Origin of the sequence: Pantoea sp. EA-12 (assembly GCF_030053355.1) — a bacterium.
GTDB classification, from domain to species: Bacteria; Pseudomonadota; Gammaproteobacteria; order Enterobacterales; family Enterobacteriaceae; genus Pantoea; species Pantoea vagans_C.
The window spans coordinates 306,516-330,784 of sequence record NZ_JASGBY010000005.1 but is presented as its reverse complement, the minus strand read 5'-3'; the positions used below and the strand labels follow the sequence as shown (position 1 = coordinate 330,784).

The 24,269-nt window shown below is 52.3% G+C and carries 24 protein-coding genes and 1 tRNA gene; 12 read left to right on the top strand and 13 right to left on the bottom strand.

What is annotated here, in order from left to right; all coding sequences use genetic code 11:
• The first annotated feature begins 4 nt into the window (after positions 1 to 4).
• Positions 5 to 1,474 carry a SulP family inorganic anion transporter gene (locus tag QMZ30_RS10460; protein WP_283227323.1) on the top strand — a complete coding sequence of 490 codons (1,470 nt, stop codon included), beginning with the start codon at positions 5 to 7 and terminating at the stop codon, positions 1,472 to 1,474.
• A gap of 229 nt (positions 1,475 to 1,703) precedes the next feature.
• Positions 1,704 to 3,128 carry a GGDEF domain-containing protein gene (locus QMZ30_RS10455; protein WP_283227299.1) on the top strand — a complete coding sequence of 475 codons (1,425 nt, stop codon included), beginning with the start codon at positions 1,704 to 1,706 and terminating at the stop codon, positions 3,126 to 3,128.
• Positions 3,129 to 3,576: 448 nt separating this feature from the next.
• On the opposite strand, the gene ddlA is transcribed toward QMZ30_RS10455, so the two are convergent.
• Positions 3,577 to 4,671: a D-alanine--D-alanine ligase gene (gene ddlA / locus QMZ30_RS10450; RefSeq protein ID WP_283227298.1), complete on the bottom strand. Its 1,095-nt coding sequence runs from the start codon at positions 4,669 to 4,671 to the stop codon at positions 3,577 to 3,579.
• A gap of 399 nt (positions 4,672 to 5,070) precedes the next feature.
• Between ddlA and QMZ30_RS10445 the strand changes: the two genes are divergently transcribed.
• A complete protein-coding gene (locus tag QMZ30_RS10445; protein ID WP_283227322.1) occupies positions 5,071 to 5,775 on the top strand; it encodes an MgtC/SapB family protein in 705 nt (234 codons plus the stop codon).
• A 278-nt stretch (positions 5,776 to 6,053) separates the two neighbouring features.
• Here the strand turns inward: QMZ30_RS10445 and QMZ30_RS10440 are convergent, their stop codons facing one another.
• Positions 6,054 to 6,764, bottom strand: coding sequence for a hypothetical protein (locus QMZ30_RS10440; RefSeq protein ID WP_283227297.1), 711 nt, complete (start codon positions 6,762 to 6,764; stop codon positions 6,054 to 6,056).
• A 68-nt stretch (positions 6,765 to 6,832) separates the two neighbouring features.
• Here QMZ30_RS10440 and QMZ30_RS10435 point away from each other — a divergent pair, with 68 nt between their 5' ends.
• A complete protein-coding gene (locus QMZ30_RS10435) occupies positions 6,833 to 7,090 on the top strand; it encodes a hypothetical protein (RefSeq protein WP_283227296.1) in 258 nt (85 codons plus the stop codon).
• Between the two features lie 275 nt (positions 7,091 to 7,365).
• Here QMZ30_RS10435 and QMZ30_RS10430 read toward each other — a convergent pair whose 3' ends face one another.
• From QMZ30_RS10430 to QMZ30_RS10420, 3 genes are all read right to left on the bottom strand, one after another.
• Positions 7,366 to 7,524, bottom strand: coding sequence for a hypothetical protein (locus tag QMZ30_RS10430; RefSeq protein WP_283227295.1), 159 nt, complete (start codon positions 7,522 to 7,524; stop codon positions 7,366 to 7,368).
• Positions 7,525 to 7,862: 338 nt separating this feature from the next.
• Positions 7,863 to 8,342 (bottom strand): Hcp family type VI secretion system effector, encoded by a 480-nt coding sequence (locus QMZ30_RS10425; protein WP_283227294.1) that lies wholly within the window; start codon positions 8,340 to 8,342, stop codon positions 7,863 to 7,865.
• 213 nt (positions 8,343 to 8,555) lie between these two features.
• Positions 8,556 to 9,230 (bottom strand): hypothetical protein, encoded by a 675-nt coding sequence (locus QMZ30_RS10420; RefSeq protein WP_283227293.1) that lies wholly within the window; start codon positions 9,228 to 9,230, stop codon positions 8,556 to 8,558.
• Positions 9,231 to 9,471: 241 nt separating this feature from the next.
• On the opposite strand from QMZ30_RS10420, the gene QMZ30_RS25880 reads away from it, so the two are divergent.
• Positions 9,472 to 9,735 carry a hypothetical protein gene (locus QMZ30_RS25880; protein ID WP_502921471.1) on the top strand — a complete coding sequence of 88 codons (264 nt, stop codon included), beginning with the start codon at positions 9,472 to 9,474 and terminating at the stop codon, positions 9,733 to 9,735.
• A 118-nt stretch (positions 9,736 to 9,853) separates the two neighbouring features.
• On the opposite strand, the gene QMZ30_RS10410 is transcribed toward QMZ30_RS25880, so the two are convergent.
• Both QMZ30_RS10410 and QMZ30_RS10405 read right to left on the bottom strand, forming a co-directional pair.
• Positions 9,854 to 9,929 (bottom strand) — tRNA-Ile (locus QMZ30_RS10410).
• Positions 9,930 to 10,127: 198 nt separating this feature from the next.
• The gene (locus tag QMZ30_RS10405; protein WP_283227292.1) at positions 10,128 to 10,910 is read right to left on the bottom strand and encodes an SDR family NAD(P)-dependent oxidoreductase; all 783 of its coding nucleotides are present in this window, start codon (positions 10,908 to 10,910) and stop codon (positions 10,128 to 10,130) included.
• 135 nt (positions 10,911 to 11,045) lie between these two features.
• On the opposite strand from QMZ30_RS10405, the gene QMZ30_RS10400 reads away from it, so the two are divergent.
• From QMZ30_RS10400 to QMZ30_RS10390, 3 genes are all read left to right on the top strand, one after another.
• Positions 11,046 to 11,633, top strand: coding sequence for a TetR/AcrR family transcriptional regulator (locus QMZ30_RS10400; protein ID WP_283227291.1), 588 nt, complete (start codon positions 11,046 to 11,048; stop codon positions 11,631 to 11,633).
• Positions 11,630 to 12,145 carry a G/U mismatch-specific DNA glycosylase gene (mug, locus tag QMZ30_RS10395; protein ID WP_283227290.1) on the top strand — a complete coding sequence of 172 codons (516 nt, stop codon included), beginning with the start codon at positions 11,630 to 11,632 and terminating at the stop codon, positions 12,143 to 12,145. The genes QMZ30_RS10400 and mug overlap by 4 nt, the downstream gene beginning before the upstream one ends.
• A gap of 84 nt (positions 12,146 to 12,229) precedes the next feature.
• Positions 12,230 to 12,991, top strand: coding sequence for a substrate-binding domain-containing protein (locus QMZ30_RS10390; RefSeq protein ID WP_283227289.1), 762 nt, complete (start codon positions 12,230 to 12,232; stop codon positions 12,989 to 12,991).
• Positions 12,992 to 13,039: 48 nt separating this feature from the next.
• Here the strand turns inward: QMZ30_RS10390 and rpoD are convergent, their stop codons facing one another.
• The 3 genes from rpoD to rpsU all read right to left on the bottom strand — a co-directional run bounded on the left by rpoD (position 13,040) and on the right by rpsU (position 17,319).
• A complete protein-coding gene (gene rpoD, locus QMZ30_RS10385; protein ID WP_039328543.1) occupies positions 13,040 to 14,884 on the bottom strand; it encodes an RNA polymerase sigma factor RpoD in 1,845 nt (614 codons plus the stop codon).
• 355 nt (positions 14,885 to 15,239) lie between these two features.
• Positions 15,240 to 16,985, bottom strand: coding sequence for a DNA primase (gene dnaG, locus QMZ30_RS10380; RefSeq protein WP_283227288.1), 1,746 nt, complete (start codon positions 16,983 to 16,985; stop codon positions 15,240 to 15,242).
• A gap of 118 nt (positions 16,986 to 17,103) precedes the next feature.
• Positions 17,104 to 17,319 (bottom strand): 30S ribosomal protein S21, encoded by a 216-nt coding sequence (gene rpsU / locus QMZ30_RS10375; protein WP_001144069.1) that lies wholly within the window; start codon positions 17,317 to 17,319, stop codon positions 17,104 to 17,106.
• A gap of 279 nt (positions 17,320 to 17,598) precedes the next feature.
• Between rpsU and tsaD the strand changes: the two genes are divergently transcribed.
• On the top strand, positions 17,599 to 18,612 hold the full coding sequence (gene tsaD, locus QMZ30_RS10370) for a tRNA (adenosine(37)-N6)-threonylcarbamoyltransferase complex transferase subunit TsaD (RefSeq protein WP_283227287.1): 1,014 nt from the start codon (positions 17,599 to 17,601) through the stop codon (positions 18,610 to 18,612).
• 30 nt (positions 18,613 to 18,642) lie between these two features.
• Here tsaD and plsY read toward each other — a convergent pair whose 3' ends face one another.
• On the bottom strand, positions 18,643 to 19,242 hold the full coding sequence (gene plsY / locus QMZ30_RS10365; protein WP_039328547.1) for a glycerol-3-phosphate 1-O-acyltransferase PlsY: 600 nt from the start codon (positions 19,240 to 19,242) through the stop codon (positions 18,643 to 18,645).
• 107 nt (positions 19,243 to 19,349) lie between these two features.
• Here plsY and folB point away from each other — a divergent pair, with 107 nt between their 5' ends.
• Positions 19,350 to 19,709 carry a bifunctional dihydroneopterin aldolase/7,8-dihydroneopterin epimerase gene (gene folB, locus QMZ30_RS10360; RefSeq protein WP_034828354.1) on the top strand — a complete coding sequence of 120 codons (360 nt, stop codon included), beginning with the start codon at positions 19,350 to 19,352 and terminating at the stop codon, positions 19,707 to 19,709.
• Positions 19,710 to 19,900: 191 nt separating this feature from the next.
• Positions 19,901 to 20,719, top strand: coding sequence for an undecaprenyl-diphosphate phosphatase (gene bacA, locus QMZ30_RS10355; protein WP_038644661.1), 819 nt, complete (start codon positions 19,901 to 19,903; stop codon positions 20,717 to 20,719).
• A 17-nt stretch (positions 20,720 to 20,736) separates the two neighbouring features.
• On the opposite strand, the gene QMZ30_RS10350 is transcribed toward bacA, so the two are convergent.
• Both QMZ30_RS10350 and QMZ30_RS10345 read right to left on the bottom strand, forming a co-directional pair.
• The gene (locus tag QMZ30_RS10350; protein ID WP_283227286.1) at positions 20,737 to 21,969 is read right to left on the bottom strand and encodes a multifunctional CCA addition/repair protein; all 1,233 of its coding nucleotides are present in this window, start codon (positions 21,967 to 21,969) and stop codon (positions 20,737 to 20,739) included.
• Positions 21,970 to 22,110: 141 nt separating this feature from the next.
• Entirely contained in the window at positions 22,111 to 22,734 is a 624-nt protein-coding gene (locus QMZ30_RS10345; RefSeq protein ID WP_039328553.1) for a TIGR04211 family SH3 domain-containing protein, read from the bottom strand.
• 204 nt (positions 22,735 to 22,938) lie between these two features.
• Here QMZ30_RS10345 and QMZ30_RS10340 point away from each other — a divergent pair, with 204 nt between their 5' ends.
• The gene (locus QMZ30_RS10340) at positions 22,939 to 24,249 is read left to right on the top strand and encodes a CYTH domain-containing protein (protein ID WP_283227285.1); all 1,311 of its coding nucleotides are present in this window, start codon (positions 22,939 to 22,941) and stop codon (positions 24,247 to 24,249) included.
• Positions 24,250 to 24,269: the final 20 nt, after the last annotated feature.

Here is a 24,269-nt window from a genome sequence, read left to right as displayed (position 1 = left end):
GAATCTGAATACACTGCGTCAGGATGTACCCGCCGGACTGGTGGTGTTTTTGGTGGCCCTGCCGCTCTGTTTAGGCATTGCGCAGGCCAGCGGTTTACCGCCTTTTGCCGGGCTGCTTACTGGCGTGATCGGTGGCCTGCTGGTCACCTCGCTGAGCCCATCACGTTTTGCGGTTAGTGGCCCGGCAGCGGGTCTGGTCACCATTGTGGTCGCGTCGATCGAAACACTCGGCAGCTTCTCGGCTTTTCTCACCGCATTGATTCTGGCGGGCGTGTTGCAGTGCCTGTTCGGCGTGCTGCGCGCCGGTCGCTTTATTTCCCTGGTGCCGAGTAGCGTGATTAAAGGGATGTTGGCTGCAATCGGTATTTTGTTGATTATGCAGCAGGTCCCCGTCGCACTCGGTGCAGCGGGGGATGCCGAGCTGGTCTCGCTGGTGCAGGGCGATTTCCAGTTTTCTCTCAGTGCGATGTTGGTAGCAGGCATCGGCCTGGCGATTTTGTGGCTGTGGACCACTCCCGTAGTGAAATCGGTTAAGGCGCTGGGCTGGATCCCGGGGCCGTTAGTCGCGGTGCTGTTCGGTTGTATGGCGACGCTGTTTGGCGATCGCCTGTTGCCAAGCCTGGCGGAAGGGCTGCCCCGCATCGTCTTGCCGGCCTTTGACAGCCTGTCGGCACTGGCGGCTGAACTGGAAACGCCGGACTGGCTGGCATGGCAAAATCCGTCGGTTTGGGTGGTCGCCGTGACGCTGGCGCTGGTGGCAAGCCTGGAAACGTTGCTGAGCCAGGAGGCACTGAAAAAGTTGCGCTCTCAGCATCCGGCGCCGTCACCTAATAAAGAGATGTTCGCCCAAGGCGTCGGCAACCTGACGGCTGGCTTGCTGGGTGCGATGCCTATCACCGCCGTGATTGTACGCAGCTCGGTGAACGTCAGCGTCGGGGCGCAAAGCAAGCTTTCCATTTTGATCCACGGCGCGCTGTTGTTGATTTGCGGGCTGTGGTTCAGCGATCTGCTAAATACCATTCCGTTAGCCAGCCTCGCGGCCGTGCTGTTGTACACCGGCTACAAGCTGGCGACGCCGCGCCTGTTCGTTGAGCAATTCCGTATGGGGGCGCAGCAGTACGTTCCTTTTCTCGCCACCATTGGCGGCATTATCGTGTTTGGCATGTTGGCAGGTATTGGCATCGGGATCGCCACGCAGATCCTCTACAGCATTTATAAGAGCCATCGTAATGCGTTGCAGTTAACCCGCCATGATGATCACTACGTCCTGCGCTTCCAGCAGAATCTGACCTTTATGCACAACCCGAAATTGCAGGGTTTGCTGGCGGAGATCCCGGAAAACAGCACGGTGATTGTCGATCATGATAACGCCAGGTACATGGACCCGGACGTCAAAGCGGTCCTGAAGGATTTCGGTGAAAACGCCCCTCAGCGTGGTATTCGTCTGAGTCAGTGGCCAGTTGCGGTGAAATAGCAATATCACTTTGCTTAAAAACGGGTTTTTAAGGTAAAAATCGGATATCTCGGATATCCGATTTTTTTATTTGCAGGGCATAATTGCAGCGATTGAGCACCCCCAGTCGCAGAGTAGGTTGACGAACACCCGCTTAATTGCCGAATCATCACACGGGTATTTCAGGTTTAATGCTTGCTGATGCCCGTGGGCAGAGAGCAGCGATTTCCAGGTCACAGGGTTCAGACGTATGCGCGTTAAGCTGTTTGCTGAGAATAATTTAAAAAAGAATGCACTCTCGCTGTTCCTCATTACGCTTTTTTTCTGCTTTATTGGCAGTCATCTGCGCATTCCTGAGGAATTTTCACTGTTTTGGCCGGTGAATGCACTGATTGCCGGTTTGATGGTGCGCAATCCTTTCCTGCATACCACCTCCAGTTATCTGGTGTGTTTTGCTGCGATGATTTTTAACGACACGGTGTTCTCAGGCTGGGCGCTGCCCGCCGTGACGGTCAACTTCGCTAATATCCTGTTTATCCTCGTTTCAGTCAGTATGCTGATTAAGCATCTGCAGCCACCTTCCGCTAACAGCCAGGTATTCAATGCGATGCGCATCTTCCCGGCCTGTTTTCTCGGGGCCGCCGCCTGTGCGACCTGGGGCGCATGGGCGCAGGATATCGATTTCAATGCACGCTTTGTGGTGGCCTGGGGCGACTGGTTTAGCGAGCAGTTCTCCACCTCATTAATGCTGTTACCGGTGATGCTGGCGCGCTCTCTGCGCAGTGTTTCCCCACGCGCCTTGCTGCATCCCGGCAAGCTGTTGCCGCTGGCGGCGGTGGTACTCTCATTAACCATGGGCGCAATGATTGGTGGCGCAGGCAGCCTGACCTTCCCGGTGCCGGCGCTGATCTGGTGCGCCATCGTGTTACCGATTCCTGTTACAAGCTTGGTGATCCTGATTACCGGCATCACTGAGATCGTTCTCGTTTCACATGGTGTGATGAATATTCAGGGCGATGACGCGCTGCTGCCTATCAGCCACCTGACATCGGCGCGCTTGGGTGTTGCCACCGTGGCCTTAAGCCCACTGCTGGTGGCAGTAAGTATGGATGCGGTCCGCCAGCTTAATCATCGCCTGGCGCTGCGTGCTAACTTCGATTTCCTTACTCAGCTGCTGTCGCGATCAGGCTTATATGAAAGCCTGAAGCAAGAGCCTTTCTCCCTGCAGCGCGAAGCAGGCGTCTTAATGCTGGATGTCGACTATTTCAAAGCGATCAACGACAACTTCGGCCATGATGCCGGTGATGGCGTACTGGAAGAGATTGCGCGTCGCATCCAGAAAGTGGTGGGTAATCGCGGCATGGTGTGTCGCTTTGGCGGCGAGGAGTTTGTGGTGGTGGTGTTTGACTACAGCCACCTGCAACTGTATCAACTGGCGGAAGCCATCCGTCAGGCGATGGTCAAAGAGAAGTTCTGGATTCAGGGCAACACCGTGACCGTGACTGCCAGTCTAGGTCTGGCGCGCGGCAGCGGCATCAACGAACGCGAGTGGCCTGGCGTGATCAATCGCCTGGTGTCAGCGGCGGATAAGAATCTCTATCTCTCTAAGCGCAATGGCCGCAATCAAACCTCTCCGGCGATGGAACCCCGCAGCATGGTGAATGACGTGGCCTGAGGTATGCAAAGGGCAATAGATTGTGCCGCGACGGTTGGGGAGAATACTGATGCCATCACTGGCTGCAGCGCAAATGCGCAATAAACTGCGCCGCAACGGTGGGGGAGGATATTGATGCCAACACTGGCTGCAGCGCAAAGGGCAATAGATTGCATCGCTACGGTTGGTGAGCATGTCGATGCCAGCACCGGCTACAGCAATAACCATGCTAAAAGCCCCGTAAAGGCCAGCCCGAAGAGCAAAGCGTCCGCCGCCGGGAGCGGCGGCCGATCTGCATGGATGCGTGATTCCTTTGCGATCGGGCTGGCCTTTATGGGGCCGTGCACGATACCCACAGCAACGTTAGCCAGACCAGCAAAAAGTGTTACCTGTGTGCCCGGTCTGATCCGTTACCCACGTGCTCAGTTGTACCTTCATGCACACCAGGAAACGGCTCTGATCTTACTGATTAAACGCTGCTTTTTAACTGGCTGCTCTGCTGATGTCGCGCCTGCGCCAGCTCAATCAACCGCGTAATCAAATCGCTGTAGCTCAATCCTGCCGCCTGCCATAACTTCGGATACATGCTGATATTGGTGAAGCCCGGCAAGGTATTCACCTCGTTCACCACAATCTCGCCACGCTCCGTCAGGAACACATCTACGCGCGCCATGCCGAAGCACTCCAGCGCCTGGAAAGCGCGGATCGCCACCTCACGAATCGCTGTGCTTTCTTGCTCAGTGATGGCAGCAGGCACCACGATTTGCGCGCCGTCTGCGCTGATATATTTGGTGTCGTAGGAGTAAAAGGCATCATGCACCACCACTTCACCGCACGGGCTGGCTTCTGGTTCATCATTACCCAGCACCGCACACTCAATCTCGCGACCTTTAATGCCTTGTTCGATCAGCACTTTGCGATCGAAGGTAAAGGCCAGATCAAGCGCTGCCGCCAAATCTTCAACGCGATCCACTTTACTCACGCCGACGGACGAACCCTGATTGGCTGGCTTGATAAACAGCGGTAATCCAAACTGATCGACCACGGCTTGCGCATCCAGACGAGCACGCTGCGCCTGAGTGACACTAATCCATGGTGCCACTTTCAATCCTGCATCACGCAGTAAGCGCTTAGTGAAGTCTTTGTCCATACTCACCGCCGATCCCAGTACATCCGAACCGACAAATGGCAGGTTAGCCATGCGCAGCAAGCCCTGCAACGATCCATCTTCACCCAGGGTGCCGTGAACAATCGGGAAGATCACATCCAGCTGTGACAGCGGTTGTGCCTGCTGGCGGCTAATCAGCTGCTGCGAAGCACTGCCCGGCACCAGCGCCACGTTTTCGCCTGAGCGGTTCAGGGCAATCAACGCTGGATTATCAGCATTCAGCAGAAAGCCTGATGCCTCATTCAGATGCCACTCGCCCTGTTTATCAATGCCCAGCAACATCACCTCATATTTGCTCTTATCAATCGCTTCGAGGATGTTTTTTGCTGATTGTAACGACACTTCATGCTCAGCGGACTTGCCGCCAAACACGATTCCTACACGTTGTTTTGCCATTGCTGTTGATCCGGTTGCGGTAAAGCGAGTGGGTAAGATAGCACGGTGATTAAAGGCATCAACAGCGCGGGTAACCGGATCGAGGTGTCTTGAACCCAACCTAAACGAAAGCGCTATTCAGAGTAGCCATAACAGGGCGCGGGGTTTAGAATCCCGGCGAATTTTTACCCATGAGGATAAAAGCCTTGGACACCTGTCCCGAACGATTACAAAAGGTCCCTGCGGTAAGATAGCCCTCTACGCTGTCTTAACCGTGCGTTAAGACGGTGGATTTCCTTCCTGAATCTCCCCCTCTTTTTTGGCGTGATGCTGCTGAATTTCAGCGGTAATGGCACCGGCTGTAATCCATTTATTACCCCCTGATGTTCCGTCACATGAAGCGGCGGAGTGAGGTTTATGATGGATTGGAAAATCTTTTTACTGCGCGTCACTGTCGCGCTGGTTCTGGGCGCGCTGATTGGCAGCGAGCGCCAGCTTCGCCAACGTATGACCGGTTTGCGCACTAATGCGCTGGTCAGCACCGGCGCGTGTTTATTTGTGTTGATGACGCAAAGCGTACCCGGCATCGCCACCGATGCCTCACGCGTCGCGGCTTATGTGGTCTCCGGTATCGGCTTTCTCGGTGGCGGCGTGATCATGCGCGATGGTCTCAACGTGCGCGGACTGAACACCGCCGCAACCCTTTGGTGTACCGCCGCCGTAGGCGTGTTGTGCAGCATGGGATTGCTGTTGGAAGCGGCAATCGGCTGCATGGTGATCCTCTGTGCCAACATTCTGCTGCGCGATCTGGCGCAAGGGATCAATCGCCAAAGCCTGGTGCCGGCTGAAGAAGTGGTGCAGCACTACAAAGTGCAGATCATCTGTCTGGCGCAGGATGAAGTGCAGGTGCGCAGCCTGATGCTGCACAGCCTCGGTGGCAGCGGCTTGCGCCTGCAATCACTGCATAGCGAGGATATGGATCCGCCACACCGTATGGAGGTGAATGCCGAAGTGCTGGGGAAACCGAGCATGACGGATCAGCTGGAGAATCTGGTGGGTAGGATCAGTCTGGAGAAGGGCGTGAGTTCGGTAAGGTGGCAGGTTTTTGGATTGGAAGGGGAGTGATGGGTTGCGATACGATTTCGTTTCCTCCAGATGTGGGGAAGTTCTATCATCGATGACTTGGGTCGGAAGTTAAAATAGAGTACTGACAGATGGTATTGAAAATATTCAATACCATCTGTTGTATTTGATGTATATGAAGGAAACAAAGATCACCCAAGATATACTCAGGAATGCAGCATAATTTGGAATGAATCGTACGAATATATAGATACCTGCCACAAGGGCTGCGAGGGGTATGAGGTAGATGAATGACTGAATTAACCACAAAAGTGCTCTCTTCATCTTTTCAAAATCTCGTATAAAGCACCTGCAATTTTTTCTTCATTGTTATCACCCGATTTCACCTGATAGATGATTTCAGACATTTGTGGTGCAATGAGGAAGTAAAGCATTTCAATATTTTCTCTTGATAGGGCTTGATAGTATGCAGGATCTTGAAATTTTAATTGATTGACTGCTGAGGCAGCTGTCTGTGCCTTGGCGTAAAGCGTAGCTCCATTCACAAACCATGTGGAAAATGAGTTAACGAGCTTGATATGCTTATTCTTAAAATCGGCGCTACCGAGCACCAAATTGGCAATCGTGAGTGATAGGGCCAATTTGCTGGATTTAGTTGAAGCGTGTTCTGCTGCTATCCCTAACATTTTTTGGATATGAGAGACGAGATTATTGCTTTTTTGGTCACCGAGCTTTGTGAAGGTCTTACGAAAATATATTTCGACCATATCTAATGCTACGTCTTTCCTTTTATAGATCTCACCTAACGCTAGAACTAACCTTTTGTCCTCTCTCCAGGTATCACGGCATGAGCTACGATAATATTCATTAGGGTCAAAGCAGGATCCATAGTTGGTGAGCCGCTGTGCACCCATCTTGAACATATCTATAGTGGATATCTGATCGGCATGGATCTGGCTTAATGAATGAGTTAATGCTACCGCTAGCTGCTTATTGGACTGCATCTTCAGCTGTAAATAGGTCTGTGACATACCTTCGCTCCATGATGTATCCTTTACTCAATTTTTGATCATGTTCATTAGCAAGGGCAAGAAAGAAGATGAAAAAGGCTAAAAAAACCTTAATTTATGTATTGGTTGTTATTATTTATATTCTAATTATACCGGAGATCATTCTTCGTACCTTTACCTCTGAACAGCTTGCTCTTCTGAGTGATTTCACTAGTTTGGGAGGTATAGTCAATCCTCTGCTTTCGCTGCTTGTATGTTTTGTCATTTTCTCTGTTGTGTTGGCAATCATTACGCTCTATGGGATAAGAAGTTTTATATTAGGGGTGGAAGATTCGGGATTAAAATAAATTTCTTTTTTTTTTATGCGTTAGCTGATGTATGTAATAGTAGGTTATTCAATTTATTCTTCGCAAATAAAATAACGGCATGTTATTGGGTTGTTCGATAAAAAGCAGGAGCAGATTGGTCAATATGATATGTTGGTGGCACGTTATTAGGGATAGCTCACACCAGTGAGGAGATAACTATTAGTTGATGAATGGATAAAGACCGTTAAGAACTGAATATTTGGATACCTGGCTGTGAACCGCTATTCAAGTGAGTGATGATGATATTTACCGAATTAGCGAGCTGAACCGATAACTTTTGCCTTAACTTTGTACTGCTCAAGATTTTGCTCAATTTTCTTTACAGCTTCACCCGTTTCAATAGCCGTTGAACTAGCTACAGAGCGGTAGATTTTTTGTTTGGTGATTTTAGTGCTGGTGGCTCGACTTAGCATTTTTTATTATCGTTGTGCTTAACGGGATTTTTATAGGCCGAGAGTGAGCTTACTTGATGGTTTATCAGAAGATGTTTGCCGAAAGATATCCCACCTTCGTGTGACTGCCGGGAAATGTAATTGGGCAAAGATATTACTAACATCGAGGTGTATTAATCAACGGGGAGCAGGGCACCCTGCGTGTTGCGGCGCATCTCGGCATAGGCATTGCCGAACATCAGAAAAATCCAAGGTGAATTTTCTGAACTCCTGGTGACTCATGAGCGGGAGACCACGCCAACGTCAAGCTTGTTTCTGACGTCGACACGGCTTAACAACGCCAGGTGATGGCTATTTTATTAAGCGATCATTCGCTCGTTCCAACCATCTTTAAACTGTACATTTCCCTCAACATACTTCCACATGATTGTTTCATAACGGATCTCGATATTTTCCATGTGTGTACTTGCAATGCCTGAGGGTACGAGTGATGGGGTAATACTGGTGATTTTTACGTTTTCCAACACAATGTTAAAATATTCAGTTTCGATTCCGGCTTCGTTAATCCTGTACATCTTGATTGTTGCTGATTTAAGCGTTCTTCCTTGGCACAGAGCGCGAAATAATAAAGGTGTTGTCTGATCAAATTCTTTCTGGAACACAATCGGTGCGTGGAGTCGAGTTGCGGTTAGTCTTCCAGTGTTCCTATCAGTTGGGATTGTGATGTTATGCGTCAGAGTGCGCATTTCTATTGAACCGAGCCGTGTGGGCATCAGGCATTCACCAACGATTGGTGATCCGTTTTCATCTGTTAGCCATAAATGAGCTGGAGTTGACATAATTAAGTTCCTTTTAAATTTAACGAGGACGGTTAAACCAGGTAACAAACCCAAAGGTCAGTATTATAAAAATACCTGTTGCCTGTAGTGCATAGGTGCGGAAGTACGTTACGGCAATTACTCCGAAAGTAAGAATGAAAATAAGCGGAATGTAGCCCCAGAAAAAATATGATGCCTGGGCCTTCAGCCATTGTTTGAGAAATTTTCTCATGCCTACTTCACCATGTTAATTATTACGTCGGTAATATCACCATCAAATGCTCTAGCTTTCATAAAAGTAGGCTCGACGAGGAAATACATCATTTCGAGTCTTTGCATGTGAAGGGCATGATAATATATCGGTGCTTGTAGCCTAAGCCGTTCAGCACTATCAGCAGCTTGTTGTACTATGCCATATAGCCCTAGCCCGGTTACGGTCAGTGCAGCGGCCTTGCCTGTCCAGGCGACAATGGATGAGTTAAAGCTAATGCCAAGGCACACAATGGTTGTTATTCCGATGACAAAAGCCTGGTTGTTTAGTGTGCTGGCGGAGATGATCACACCTGCTTTTAATAAACCAGACTTGATTGCTGCAAGTTGTTCACGTGTTTTAAATCTAAAGATTTCTTCAAAATAGATGTAAACCAGTCTGTAGATAATGTCACGCCGTTTGACAACTTCGGAAATACCATCGAGAAAGCGCAGATCTTCTTCTTTTAGCTTTGCACATACATCTTGATAGTTATCGGTGAAGCAAGATGTGTAATACATCAAACGCGTTGCGCCGTCGCCAATTTTACTGGCTTGTAGAAGAGCTTGGTCTTTTACACCCAAAAGCGCTTTTTCAAGCTGTGATGCCATCAACTCATCGGCTTTAATGCCTGTGAGTATCGAATCGCTGTGATACATATTGTTTCCTTACATTTGGAAATCATTCCTTTGCGTTATTAATATGTATCCATTCGAGTTATAAGGTCAATTCAGCGGGCTTAGAACCTTTCAAATCTGTGTAGAGGTGCACATTCGTTGTGTGAGTGACGATACTGAATGTATCCATATGAGCTGGTTTTAAGCCGTTTGGGCGAGTATGAAGCGTTTTGTAAAAGGGCTATTTAAGGGAGTTCAGTATGAGAAGGACCATCATTAAGATGTGCCGGGATTCTGGAAAATTTTACTCGTTCGTATTCCAGTATCTGAAGTGATTTTCAATCTTTCAACAGTGTGCCGTCACTTGGGAAACGGTATTTTGACTGCCGAAGAACCCAACCTCGCTCCTGGCTTCCTGCTCACTGAGGGTTTCAAGCCATTTCACTTGCACAAAATACTACGACTTATCGAGATCGTCCGCATTCTGGCGATGCAGTTCGCCATATTTGAGTTCGTCGATGGCGAGTTCTTCACCGGGCAATTATGAACAGCTTTGAAAGGCATGGGGGTAAAAAACCATCGCCATTTTATCGCCACTGCAAAACACAGAAACAAAAAAACCACCGTAAGAGGTGGCTTATTATCATGATTTTAATCACTAAATTTGGTGGCCCCTGCTGGGTTTGAACCAGCGACCAAGCGATTATGAGTCGCCTGCTCTAACCACTGAGCTAAGGGGCCAGCGGAGCGGGGATTATAAAGTATCTCGGATAGGTGATCCAGCGTTCGCCAATCGGTTGGTGAAAATTAGAACAATGCATGAGTCATTGATCTCCAAACAAAAATCCCTTCTTACAACGAATGATCATCCAAACCACCCAACCCCGATCTGTTTTTGAGACAAGACGCACCACGCGCCTTACCCATAAACTCTAACTCTTACAAATAACGTGAAGCAGGCTTATTCAGCGAGATAAACGGAATCATCGCGCTACGCGCTTCATCCAGCTTCTGCCACAGGCCCATGTCTTCCACCGATGGGATGGTAATCAGCTCACCAGCATCCAGCCCACGCAGCGCAGCGGCGACCAGATCCTCAACCTCCATCATCTTCTCGGCGGGGATCTCATTAATCGATTTTCCAGCACGATCGAAGATCTCGGTGCGCGTGAAACCGGGCAATACCGCCTGCAGCACCACGCCGCTGCCCGCCAACTCGCGGTCCATATTGCGCGTCAGCGACAGCACATAAGCTTTACTGGCGTTGTAGGCGCCATTCATCATCTCATGCACCAGCGCAACTACAGACGCGATATTCACGATGGTGCCTTGTCCGCGTGCAAGGAAGCCCTGCGCCGCACTGTGGGCCAGTTCGGTCAGCGCGATGATGTTGAGAGACAGCATGGTTTGAATCGGTTGAATGTCGGCGTCGGTAAATTCACCTTCCACCACCATTCCCGCGTTGTTCACCAGCATCGTGATGTCGCGGTTCTCGCGCAGCTCACGCGCCACTTTCGCCAGGTCATCCGCTTGAGAGAGATCCGCCGCCAGCACACTGACCTCCACGCCATGAGCTTCACGCAGTGATGCGGCAAGTGCATCAAGACGTGCTGCATCGCGCGCCACCAGAATCAGATTGCTGCCGCGAGCGGCCAGTTGTTTTGCGTAAGTTGCGCCAATGCCGCTGGATGCGCCGGTGATCAAAGCCAGTTGTTGTGTCATGGTCGGTTCCTGTAAATGATGGTTGTCATATTTGATAGGCTTAATATGACGATCATCATATTTATCGTCAAGCTGGAATATGATGATCGTAATAATTACACTGATTGGCATCAACGATGAGCAGGACGGTGAACGATGGAAAAGCTGAGCCACAAAGCGCGTACGCGGCAGCGCATACTGGATGAAGCCGCAGTAGTGATGCGTGAATGCGGCACGGAAGGCATTGGCGTGGCGGCACTGATGAAGCGCGCGGGTCTGACTCACGGCGGGTTTTATGCGCACTTTGCCTCGCGCGAAGCGCTGGTTGAAGCGGTGATAGCGGAGATGTTTGCTGATTCCGCGCAGCGTTTCGCGGCCATCGTCAATCTGGAAGATCCGGCGGAGCGTTTGACGCAGTTGATCGACAACTATCTCTCTGAGCATCACCGCAATACGCCGGGTGAGGGCTGTCCGATGCCCGCCTTAGTCAGTGAGATCGCCCATCTGCCCATCGAGACGCGCACGCTGTTTTCGCAGCGTCGTGATGCCGTGAAGCAACGACTGGCGCAGGCGCTGCGTGAATTAAAGCATCCACAGGCTGATGAAGTGGCAAGCAGCATACTGGCTGAAATGGTCGGTGCCGTGGCGCTGGCACGAGCCTGTCCGGATGACGAGGAAGCCCGCACCATGCTGGCGGTCAGTCGTCGTGCGGTGAAACAACGGGCAGGGCTGGAGAGCGCATGAGCGAACACGATATTCAGGACATCATAGCACCCGATTTACAGGTGCTGTTCTGCGGCATCAATCCGGGAAAATCCTCGGCGCACACCGGCTTTCACTTTGCCCATCCCGGCAATCGTTTCTGGAAGGTGATCCATCAGGCGGGTTTCACCCGAGAGTTGTTGAAGCCAGAGCAGGAGCAGAGACTACTGGAAACCGGCTGTGGCATCACCATGCTGGTTGAGCGTCCGACGATTCAGGCTAACGAGTTGGCTGGGGATGAGCTGCGTGATGGCGGAGCGCGTCTGCAGGAGAAGATCTTACGCTATCAACCGCGCGCACTGGCGGTGTTGGGCAAGGATGCGTACCAGCGGGCGTTTCGTCAGCGCAAGGTGGAGTGGGGCGAGCAGCCGCAAATGTTGGGTGAGACCAGACTGTGGGTGCTGCCTAATCCCAGTGGTTTGAACCGCGCCTCGCTGGATGAAATGGCGGCGGCCTATCGCCAACTTCATGATTGGTTACAGATTAACGCGTGAGCTGGCTCCGCTTAGCGCGGTCCTGTTGTTGTTCAATCTGCTGTTTCTGACTAAACCCAACTCTTTATGGCAAAAAGGAGAGGGATGATGAAACGCATATTCGCGCTGGCGGCGCTCGTGGTGCTGGCGCAACAGGGCGCGCAGGCTGAAACGTTAAAAGTGTTTAGCTCCGGTGGCATGTACCCGGTGATTGAGAGCTTAAAACAGGACTATCTGCAGCAAACCGGCAATACCCTGCAACTGGAAGCCGCGCCGTCGATGGGTGATACACCGCAGGCGATCCCAAATCGATTAAAACGGAAGGATAATGCCGATGTGCTGGTGATGGTCGATTACGCCATCAAACCGCTGGAGCAGGCGAAATGGGTCGAGGGTAAAAGCCATCAGGTGCTGGCGCACTCCTATATCGCGATGGCGGTGAAACAGGGCATGACGCCGCCAGATATCAGCACGGTGGCGAAGTTCAAACAGGTGTTAACCGAAGCCTCTAGCATTGCAGTGTCGGACAGCGCCAGCGGCAAATACATTCAAAGTAAGATGCTGGACAAACTGGCGTTAGGGCAGAAGACGGCGAGTAAAGTGTCGGTGATTCCGGCCACACCGGTAGGCGAGGCGGTGGCGGAGGGCAAAGCGGAGCTGGGCTTCCAGCAGAACAGCGAACTGCAGGCGGTGAAAGGCATCACCATCGTAGGATTGATCCCGCCTGCGGTGCAGCAGGATACCCTGTACGGCGCGGTAATTACCCGCAGTACGCAGCAACCCAAGGCGGCAGCGCAGTTCGTGAAGTATCTGCAGAGCGATAAAGCGCGCAAAATGATGCGGGAGAAAGGGCTGACGCCGTTTTGAAGGCAATAAAAAACCCCGGCAAGCCGGGGTTTTTCGTCTCAACGAGGATTAATCGTCAAGGAAGCTACGCAGCACTTCAGAGCGGCTTGGGTGACGCAGCTTACGCAGCGCCTTGGCTTCGATCTGACGAATACGCTCACGGGTAACGTCAAACTGTTTGCCTACCTCTTCCAGCGTGTGGTCGGTGTTCATATCGATACCGAAACGCATACGCAGAACTTTCGCTTCACGTGCAGTCAGGCCTGCCAACACATCGTGGGTGGCTGAACGCAGGCTCTCTGAGGTCGCAGAATCCAGCGGCAGCTCCAGCGTGGTGTCTTCGATAAAATCGCCCAGATGTGAATCTTCATCATCACCAATCGGCGTCTCCATAGAGATCGGCTCTTTAGCGATTTTCAGCACCTTACGGATTTTATCTTCTGGCATCAGCATACGTTCGGCCAGCTCTTCCGGCGTTGGCTCACGGCCCATCTCTTGGAGCATCTGGCGCGAAATACGGTTGAGCTTGTTAATGGTCTCAATCATATGCACCGGGATACGGATGGTACGCGCCTGGTCAGCGATAGAACGGGTGATAGCCTGACGGATCCACCAGGTCGCATAAGTTGAGAACTTATAACCACGACGGTATTCAAACTTATCAACCGCTTTCATCAGGCCGATGTTACCTTCCTGAATCAGATCGAGGAACTGCAGACCACGGTTGGTGTATTTCTTCGCGATCGAAATAACCAGACGTAAGTTTGCTTCAACCATCTCTTTCTTCGCACGACGCGCTTTCGCTTCGCCGATCGACATACGACGGTTGATGTCTTTAACCTGCTCGATAGTCAGGCCAGTTTCTTCTTCAATCTGCTGCAATTTCTGCAGTGAACGCGTAACGTCGTCTTCAACTTCCAGCAGTTTTTCAGACCACGGCTTATTCATCGCCAGCGCGGCTTTGAACCAGCTTGGGTTGGTTTCATTACCGGTAAACAGGGTAATGAAGTTCTTCTTCGGCATTTTGCACAGTTCAATACACAGCTTCATGATTAGGCGCTCTTGCGTACGCACGCGCTCCATCATCACTCGCATACTGTTCACCAGGTAGTCGAACTGCTTCGGCACCAGGCGGAACTGTTTGAACACTTCAGACAAATTATTGATTTCTGCAATGGCATCAGCGTGGCTGCGGCCTTTGGCTTTGATTACAGTACGGGCGGTTTCGTACTGTACGCGCAGGTCGTTGAATTTCTCGCGCGCCAGTTCTGGATCGATAGAGTTATCGTCGTCAGAACTGTCGTCGTCGCCATCTTCGTCTTCGTCTTCGTCGTCATCACGATCTTCTTCAGACAACTCAGAACCCACGTGGGTGGCAGTAGGCGCGATATCTTCTTCGGCATTAGGATCAACAAAGCCGGTAATGATATCAGACAGGCGTGCTTCGCCTGCTTCTACGCGATCGTACTGATCGAGCAGATAGTTGATGGCTTCCGGATATTCAGCAACGGAGCACTGTACCTGGTTGATACCGTCTTCGATGCGCTTAGCGATGTCGATTTCGCCTTCGCGCGTCAGCAGTTCAACGGTACCCATTTCACGCATGTACATGCGCACCGGGTCGGTGGTACGGCCAATTTCAGACTCAACGCTGGACAGCACCTGAGCGGCAGCTTCTGCGGCATCTTCGTCAGTATCGGAACTGTTTTCATTCAGCATCAGATCATCGGCATCAGGCGCTTCTTCAACAACCTGAATACCCATGTCGTTAATCATCTGGATGATGTCTTCGATCTGGTCGGAGTCGACGATATCTTCCGGCAGATGGTCATTGACCTCAGCATAGGTCAGATAGCCCTGCTCCTTACCACGGGTGACAAGCAGCTTAAGCTGTGACTGCGGGTTTTGCTCCATAAGACGGTATCCACACTTCTGTTAATTAGATTGGTGTCGGTCGGCAGCGAGCCAACTATAACAGTGAAGGCGTTGTGTTTTTGCCGCTGCCTTCAACGCGGCCAGGGCTTCAGCCCTTCAATAATCGGCACTTAAGCCGCTGAATTCTGTTCGGGCCTGGCTTACTCGCCATTTCCGTCCCCGGCAGTGCTCGCAGTCCTCACGTACTTTAGTACGCTCCGGGTGCTCCGCGCTGGCGGTGACGGAACTGGCTTCGACGCCGACGGCCCTCGTACGGTGCGCTAAAAGCGTAGACCGGACGAACAAACCAAAACGGGGCTTTAACAGCCTTCGGCGTTCTGGTCTGGTATAAATCTTATTTTTTCGCTAATGCCTGGCTTAATGCCCAGAACTCGCGGCGTTCGGCGGCGCTCAGGCCTTCGGTTCGGTCACGCGCGATAAGCGCTTCGAGGCGCTGTTCAAGGGCAGAGTCATAAATGCTCGCCAGTGAATCATGGAAGACGGCTTCCGCCTCTTCATCCACTATCATGTGGTTCCAGGTTGCCAGCGTTTCAAGGGGCTGGCTAAATTCTGTCCCGCGATATAACTCTAGTAGCTGTCCGGTCGTCAGGCCAGGATTCTCCGTACAACGACTGACTAACTCCACAAACAGCGGTAAACCCGCCATCTTTGACTGCTCAAGCCCGTCCAGCGTAGGGACGATGGCGGCAAATTGCGGATTCTGCACCAGTAACGCGATCAATACGCGCATGGTGGTGCGCTTCAACGGGGGTGCCGTTGGCGCGGTACCGCTTTCTGCCAGCTTCGGCATCAGCTTGTCTAACTGGTTATCGTCAAGAATGCCGAGTTTATTACCCAACGTTTGACGCATATAAATGCGCAGCGTTTCACCTGGGATCTGGCTAATCAACGGCAGTGCCAGCGTAGCCAGCTTGGTTTTACCATCGCGCGTGCTCAGATCGACCTGCGGCATCAGGCTGTCGAATAAAAACGTGGAGAGCGGCAGTGCCTGCTCCATCCGCGCTTCGAAGGCCTCTTTGCCCTCTTTTCGCACCAGCGTGTCCGGGTCCTCGCCATCAGGCAAAAACATAAAGCGTAGCTGACGACCGTCATTCATGTAAGGCAATGCGGTTTCCAGTGCCCGCCATGCGGCTTCGCGCCCGGCACGGTCACCGTCGTAACAGCAAATCACCGTGTCGGTAGAGCGGAACAGCAATTGAATGTGTTCCGCCGTGGTCGAGGTGCCCAGTGAAGCAACGGCATAATCGATGCCGAATTGCGCCAGTGCCACCACGTCCATATAGCCTTCCACCACCAGTAAACGCGCCGGTTGCGGATGATTTTTTAAAGCTTCATACAGGCCATACAACTGACGGCCTTTATGGAAAATCGGGGTTTCAGGGGAGTTCAGATACTTAGGCGTGTCGTTGCCCAGTACGCGTCCACCAAAGCCAATGACGCGCCCACGCTTATCGCGAATCGGGAACATCACGCGATCGCGAAAACGATCGTAAGTCCGGCCTGAATCGTTACTGACCAGCATGCCCGCTTCCATCAAGGATTCGCGGTCTTCTTTCTGCTGACCAAACCGTTTCAGTGCGTTATCCCATCCTGCGGGTGCATAACCAATAGCGAAGTGGTCGATAACTTGCTGGCTGAGACCGCGCGTGGCGAGATAATTTTGTGCAGATGTCGCTTGCGGGTTACGCAGGCTTTGCTGATAGAAACCGTCAAGGCCTTCCAACAGCTGATAAAGGCTTTGACGCTGATGGCGTTCCATTGGGCTAGGGCCGTTGCCCGCTTCATACGGCACTTCTAAGCCGTGTTGCGTAGCCAGCTCCTCAACGCTCTCAACGAAATCCAGACGATCGTGATTCATCAGGAAATCGATGGCGTTCCCTTTGGCGCCACAGCCGAAGCAGTAATAGAACTGCTTCTCACCACTTACGGTGAAAGAGGGAGTTTTCTCGTTATGAAAAGGACAGCACGCGTGATAGTTTTTACCCTGCTTCTTGAGCTTAACGCGGGCATCGATAAGATCCACGATGTCCGTGCGTGCCAGTAAGTCATTGATAAATACGCGTGGAATTCGTCCAGCCATAAGCCCCGGTTTTTCAGCTCATAAACGGCAACAAGCCGCGCTTCCTTTCGGAAAGCACGGCCTCTTACTTGACTCTGTCTGCGTTTAACACGCGGCGGAAGCGAACTTCCGAAAGAAATTAGTACAGACGAGTGCGGCGTGCGTTTTCGCGAGCCAGTTTCTTGGCGTGACGCTTAACAGCTGACGCTTTAGCGCGCTTACGTTCAGTCGTTGGTTTTTCATAAAACTCACGACGACGAACTTCAGCCAGAACGCCTGCTTTCTCGCAAGAACGCTTGAAGCGACGCAGTGCTACGTCGAAAGGCTCGTTTTCACGTACTTTAATTACCGGCATGTAACTCTTACCTCGATAAAATTCGGTTTTGCTGCTGACTGCGGCGCCAGCACTTTTAAAATGGTGCAGCATTTTACTTCAGCCGCGGCTGACTTGTAAAGCACCATGAACAATTTAGAACCAACAGAGACATGTGTCATCGCGGCTGCCGGTTTTTTCAGGCCGTGGAGTATAGCGCACTCTTTGTGCGACAGAAAAACACTTTTTCCTGGCAAACTGCTCCGGCGTGTGATTTGCCTGTGCTACACTGCGCGCCGCAAGAAGAGGGTGATAAAAGCTATGCGAGTTCTGGGTATTGAAACGTCCTGCGATGAAACCGGCATCGCGATCTATGACGATGCGTCCGGTCTTTTGGCGAATCAACTATATAGCCAGGTGAAGCTGCACGCCGATTACGGCGGAGTGGTGCCCGAACTGGCATCCCGCGACCACGTGCGTAAAACCGTGCCGCTGATTCAGGCCGCGCTGAAAGAAGCCGGACTGGTAGCGAAAGACATCGATGCAGTCGCCTATACCGCAGGCCCTGGTCTGGTGGGCGCACTGCTGGTGGGCGCCACCATTGGCCGTGCGCTGGCGTTTGCCTGGAACGTGCCGGCGGTGCCTGTCCATCATATGGAAGGCCATTTGTTAGCGCCGATGCTGGAAGAGAATCCGCCAGAATTCCCGTTTGTCGCGCTGCTGGTTTCCGGCGGTCACACGCAGTTGATTAGCGTAACCGGTGTGGGTGAATACACCTTACTGGGCGAGTCGATTGACGACGCCGCCGGTGAAGCCTTCGATAAAACCGCCAAACTGCTCGGTCTGGATTATCCCGGCGGCCCTATGCTCTCACGCATGGCGCAGCAAGGAACACCGGGCCGTTTTAAGTTCCCGCGCCCGATGACCGATCGCCCAGGGCTGGATTTCAGCTTCTCGGGTCTGAAAACCTTCGCCGCGAACACCATTCGTGAGCATAACAGCGACGAACAGGCTCGCACAGATATCGCCCGAGCGTTTGAAGATGCGGTGGTGGATACGCTGATGATCAAGTGCAAACGCGCGCTGGAGCAGACTGGGTTTAAACGCCTGGTGATTGCCGGTGGTGTGAGTGCCAACCGTACGCTGCGTGAACGCATGGCCGAGATGATGCAAAAGCGCGGTGGCGAGGTGTTCTATGCCCGTCCGGAATTTTGCACCGATAACGGCGCGATGATTGCCTATGCCGGCATGGTGCGGCTGAAAGGCGGCACGCGTGGTGAACTCGGCGTTACCGTGCGGCCGCGCTGGCCGCTGGCTGAATTGCCCGCCATCTAAAACGAAAAAACCGGCATCGCGCCGGTTTTTTTATTTCTTCTTCTTCCGCTTCCAGATCTTATTTTCCTGGCCGCGCCACAGACGCTGGATGTTGTCGTGGTGACGTAACAGTATCAAACAGGACAGCATCGAAACCGGGAAGGTGAACTGCGGTTTGAACCACCAGACGTAGAAAGGGGCAATCAGTGCGCTGACAATCGCGCCAAGTGATGAATAGCCGCTTAGCAACACGGTTAAAAGCCAGGTGCCGGTCATCAACCCCGTTAAATCCCAGCCAATCGGCGCAATCGCGCCAAACGCTGTTGCGACGCCTTTTCCACCGCGAAAACGGAAAAATACCGGATAGATATGGCCGAGGCAGGCGGCTATGGCGGTCAGGCCCAGATACATCGGTGTGACGTGCAGCAGGTAGGCAATCCACACCGGCAGCATACCCTTAGCCACATCAAATATCAGTACTGCGGCGGCAGGGACTTTGCCGCCAATGCGCAATACGTTGGTGGCACCAGGGTTGCCGGAACCGGCAGTACGCGGATCGGGTAAACGCGCGAGTTTACAAACCAGTATCGCACTGGAAATCGAACCGCAAAGATACGCGAAAATAATCATACCAAGCGCGATAGCACTCATAGCCTCGTACCGTTCCTTTTGGGTCGTTTTGTTCTCGATAAGCGTGGATAATACGCATAATCCGCCGGAAGTGGTATCCGGCATAGCCAAAAACAGAGACTGACATCATGGATATCGTATTTATAGAACAACTCACCGTGTTCACCACCATTGGCGTTTACGACTGGGAACAGGGCATGCAGCAGAAGCTGGTGCTCGATGTCGAAATGGCGTGGGACAACCGCCGTGCGGCGGTTAGCGACGATGTGAATGACTGTTTGAGCTACGCTGATGTCACGGAAGTGATCCTCAATCATTTGCAGGGCCAGCGCTTTGCCTTAGTGGAACGCGTGGCGGAAGAAATTGCCGATCTGTTGATGAACCGTTTCAAAACTCCCGGCGTGCGCATCAAGGTCGGCAAACCGGGTGCCGTTGCCCAGGCCGCGACGGTTGGCGTGCGTATCGAGCGCGGGACTATTCCTAAATAAACTCTCCGTGATTGCCATCACAATGAAACCAAACCAAATTATGGTGTGTCTCACTTGAGGCCGTTGCGCTAACGGGCGCGAAGTGACCGATTTTCTTAAGGTTTCCTTCAGCGTGGCGCAGGCATAATTTCAGGCGGTAGCACCTTGCGACCGCCTTTTTACTGTTTAAAACGGATAGAGGAAAAATTTTGATGGCAGATATTCATCAGCTATGGGTCGCTGCAATCCTGGGGGTTGTGGAAGGCCTCACGGAATTCCTGCCGGTCTCTTCTACTGGCCATATGATCATTGTTGGCCATCTGCTTGGCTTCGAGGGCGACAAAGCCGAAACCTTTGAAGTGGTGATTCAGCTGGGTTCAATTCTGGCGGTGGTGGTGATGTTCTGGCGTCGCCTGTTCGGATTGATTGGTATTCACTTCGGTAAAGAGCCACATGAAGGTACCGGAACCGGCAAACTGACGCTGATCCATATCCTGTTAGGCATGGTCCCGGCGGTAGTCATTGGTTTGGTACTACACGATCAAATCAAAAGCCTGTTTAACCCAATCAACGTGATGTATGCCTTGGTGGTGGGTGGCGTGCTGCTGCTGGTGGCGGAATACTTCAAGCCGAAACAGCCAAAAGCGGTAGGTATCGATGACATCACCTATCGTCAGGCGTTTATGATTGGCTGCTTCCAGTGTCTGGCGCTGTGGCCGGGCTTCTCGCGCTCGGGTGCGACCATTTCGGGCGGTATGCTCATGGGCGTGAGCCGCTATGCTGCCTCGGAGTTCTCGTTCATCCTTGCCGTACCGATGATGATTGGTGCCACCGGATTGGATCTCTATAAGAGCATGGGCTTCCTGACGATGCAGGACTTCCCCATGTTCGCTGTCGGCTTCGTGACCGCCTTTATCGTTGCACTGCTGGCGATCAAAGTGTTCCTGGAACTGATTAAGCGCATCTCGTTTGTGTCGTTCGCTATCTATCGCTTTATTGTTGCGGCGGCGGTTTACGCCATCTTCATGTAAGCGCGGCGAGCGGCCAGTTATGCTGGCCGCTCGTTAATCAACCCTTCCTGCACGGCCATCACACGACGACGCGTCAACTCTTCACGCACGGCTGGCCCTTTAAAGCCTGCAGCCACCACCTCTTTAGTCGGCACTGCTTGAGCTAAGGCAAAGGCCTGGCGCAGATAATCACCTTGCGGATACGCCATGCTCTCCAACCCGGCACGACCGCGCGCATCAGCTTCACTGGTCAGCGCCATTTTCTCAACGCGGTCGGGTTTACGCCACGCATCGATGCGATCAAACAACGCAATCAACGATGCGGCCGACTGACGCTCGATGGTGTGAACCACATCGTGGAATTCGGTCACGATCAATGCCAGATCGCGTACCTGATTCGGCACGCGCAAACGCTGACACAGTGCTTCAACCAGCGGTACACCGGCTAAACCATGGCCATGATGGCTCGGCCATTTTTCCGGCGGAGTCAGCGCCTTACCAACATCGTGGAACAGGGTGGCAAAGCGTACGTCCAACTCGTCTGAAAGTGCGGCGGACATCGTCAGCGTCATCAACGCATGCACACCGGTATCAATTTCCGGATGCCATTTAATCGGCGCGGGAATGCCATACAGATTATCCAGTTCCGGGAACAGCACCTGAAGTGCGCCACAGTCTCGCAGTACCTGGAAATAGACTTGTGGATTGCGGGTCAACAGCGCTTTTTCGGTCTCTTTCCATACGCGCTCTGCGGTGAGGTGCGCCAGTTCGCCGCTTTCCGCCATTTCGCGCATCAGTAATTGCGTTTCATCTGCCACGCGGAAATTGAGATGAGCAAAGCGAGCAGCAAAACGCGCCACGCGCAGTACACGCAACGGATCTTCATTAAAAGCAGCAGAGACATGGCGCAGAGTGCGATGGGCTAAATCCTGCTGACCGTTATAGGGGTCAATTAAGGCGCCATCGTCAGCTTGAGCAATCGCATTGATAGTGAGGTCGCGGCGCTGCAAATCCTGCTCCAGCGTGACGTCCGGGGCGAATTGCGTGACAAAGCCGGTGTAGCCGTTACCGCTTTTACGCTCGGTGCGCGCTAGCGCATACTCTTCGCGGCTGCGCGGATGCAAAAAAACCGGAAAATCCCGGCCAACCTGCTGATAACCTTGTTCGAGCATATTCTCGGGCGTGGCTCCCACCACCACCCAGTCTCGATCTTTTACCGGCAGGCGCAGTAAGGCATCACGCACTGCGCCACCGACCAGAAACGTCTTCACTCAACCACTCCAGAGGCAATGATAATCTGCGCGCCAGGCACGCATGTTGCGTTATTGTTGCATACTTTGGCCAAAAATCGGGCATGCCAAAAGGGGCATCTTACGATCCCCTGAAATAAAAGAACAAATCGGCGTGGTGGCTTAGTTCATCCAGCGATCGTTTTTCTTACGGCGCGGCAGCATGTGCGGCAGCAAAAGACCCAGCAGCAGACCGACACCCAACACCCCGCCACCATACATAAACCACTGCATGATGATGGTGCGCTGTTTGTCATCTAACTGGACGTTCGCAGCGCTGACTTTCTTCTGCGCTACGATCAGCTCATTTTTCAGTTTCTGATTTTCGGCTTTCAGGCCATCAATGGTGCCATCGCTGTTTGCCACCTTGTTCTGCATTTCAGAGGTGCGCTGGTTCCAGCTGTTGTCGATATTCGCCAGTTTATCCGTCAGATCTTTAACCTGCTGCTCAAGCTGCGGCACGCGGGTGCGCAGGCTGGGTTGAGCGCTGAGCTGTGACAGCGGAATCCAGTTAGTTTTGCCTTCGGCATCGCGAATCTGGCCATATTGGGAATCGTTGTTGACCTGCAGCAGGGTGACTTCCTCTCCGGCATTCAGCTTGCCAATCAGGCGATATTGATCGCCAGGACCGCTGCGTACCCAAGTGGATAATTCATCGGAGATATAACGCTTTTCATCAGCAGCATGAACGGGGGCGATGGCGCTAAAAGCCAGCAAAGAAAGGGCAGCAAGTGTGATTTTTTTCATTCGATATCGTTTTTTCTTAATGGCGTAAAATTACTGGCACAGTCTGGGGACGCTTCTCAAAAATCTGAATGAGAACTATCCTGGTCTCAATCCGGTGCGAAAAGGGTCTAAAAAGCACAAGAAAGCAGAGACAGCGTGCTTCCGGTGCATTACTCTTCGCCAGATTAAACTCGTAAGTGCCAGCAGCGTATTGAATAAAAAATTATGACCATTGAAATCGAACTAAAGTTCATTGCCACACCGCAAGCCGCCGAAAAACTCGGGGAAAACCTTGCCGCATGGCCGCATCAGCACTTCGCCGCACGCGAATTGACCAACATCTATTTTGAAACCGATGACAATCAACTGCGTCGTTGGGATATGGGCCTGCGCATTCGTGGTGTTGACCAGCGCTTTGAAATGACGCTGAAAGCCGCCGGTAAAACGGTAGGCGGTCTGCATCAGCGCCCGGAATATAACGTTGATCTCAGCGAGCCGCAGTTGGATATCGCCCAACTGCCAAGCGAAATCTGGCCGCAAGGCACGGATATCGCGGCATTACAGCAGCGTTTACAACCGCTCTTCAGCACCCATTTCCAGCGCGAAGTCTGGCTGGTTCAGTATGGTGACAGCGAAATCGAAGTTGCTTTTGATCGCGGTGAAGTCGCTGCAGGTGAGTTAAGCGAACCGCTGTACGAAGTTGAGCTGGAGTTAAAGAGTGGCCAGCGCGCGGACATGCTTAAATTTGCTGAAAGCTTAATCTCCACCGGTGGCCTGCGCCTTGGCAGTTTAAGCAAAGCGGCACGCGGCTATCAGCTGGCGCAAGGCAATCCGGAGCGCCCACTGCGTGCGCTGGCGCTGCAAAAAATCGCCGCCAAAGCGACAGTGGAGCAGGGCATGGTGAACGCCATGACGGCGGCACTGAATCAGTGGCAGTACCACGAAGAAGTGTGGCTGCGCGGAAATCACGATGCCAAAGATGCTGTGGTTGAAGCACTGGAGACACTGCGTCAGGCGTTCTCTTTATTTGGTGCTTTGGTGCCGCGTAAGGCCAACAGCGATCTGCGTCAAAAACTGACTCACCTTGATGAGTTGCTGGCAGAGGCTGACATTGATGCAGAAAGCGCCTGTTTTTCCCCAGTTTCCGTTGCCGCCCAGTTAGCACTCACTCACTGGCTGGTAGAGTCACAATGGCATAACTGGCTGGATGATAAGAGCAAAAGCAAACTGCAGGGTTCGTTCAAACGTTTCAGTGACATTATGCTCAGCCGCATCGCCGCCGATCTACGCGAAACCTTTGTTGATGTGCAGCTGTTTAATGAATTTCAGGATAAGTCTACGCGCTTGAATCGCCAGCTGTTGGCCGTGCATCTGCTGGCAGGTGCTTATCCAGCAGAAGAGGTGAGTGTCTGGCTGGCGGGTTGGCAAGAGCTACAGCATGCCATTAACACTCATCAGGAGCGCGGCTTGATGCAACTGGTTAACCTGGCCATTCGGCCTGCGCCGTTCTGGCTGAATAGCGGAGTGAAACGCTAAGCCCGACGCACTATCTCATC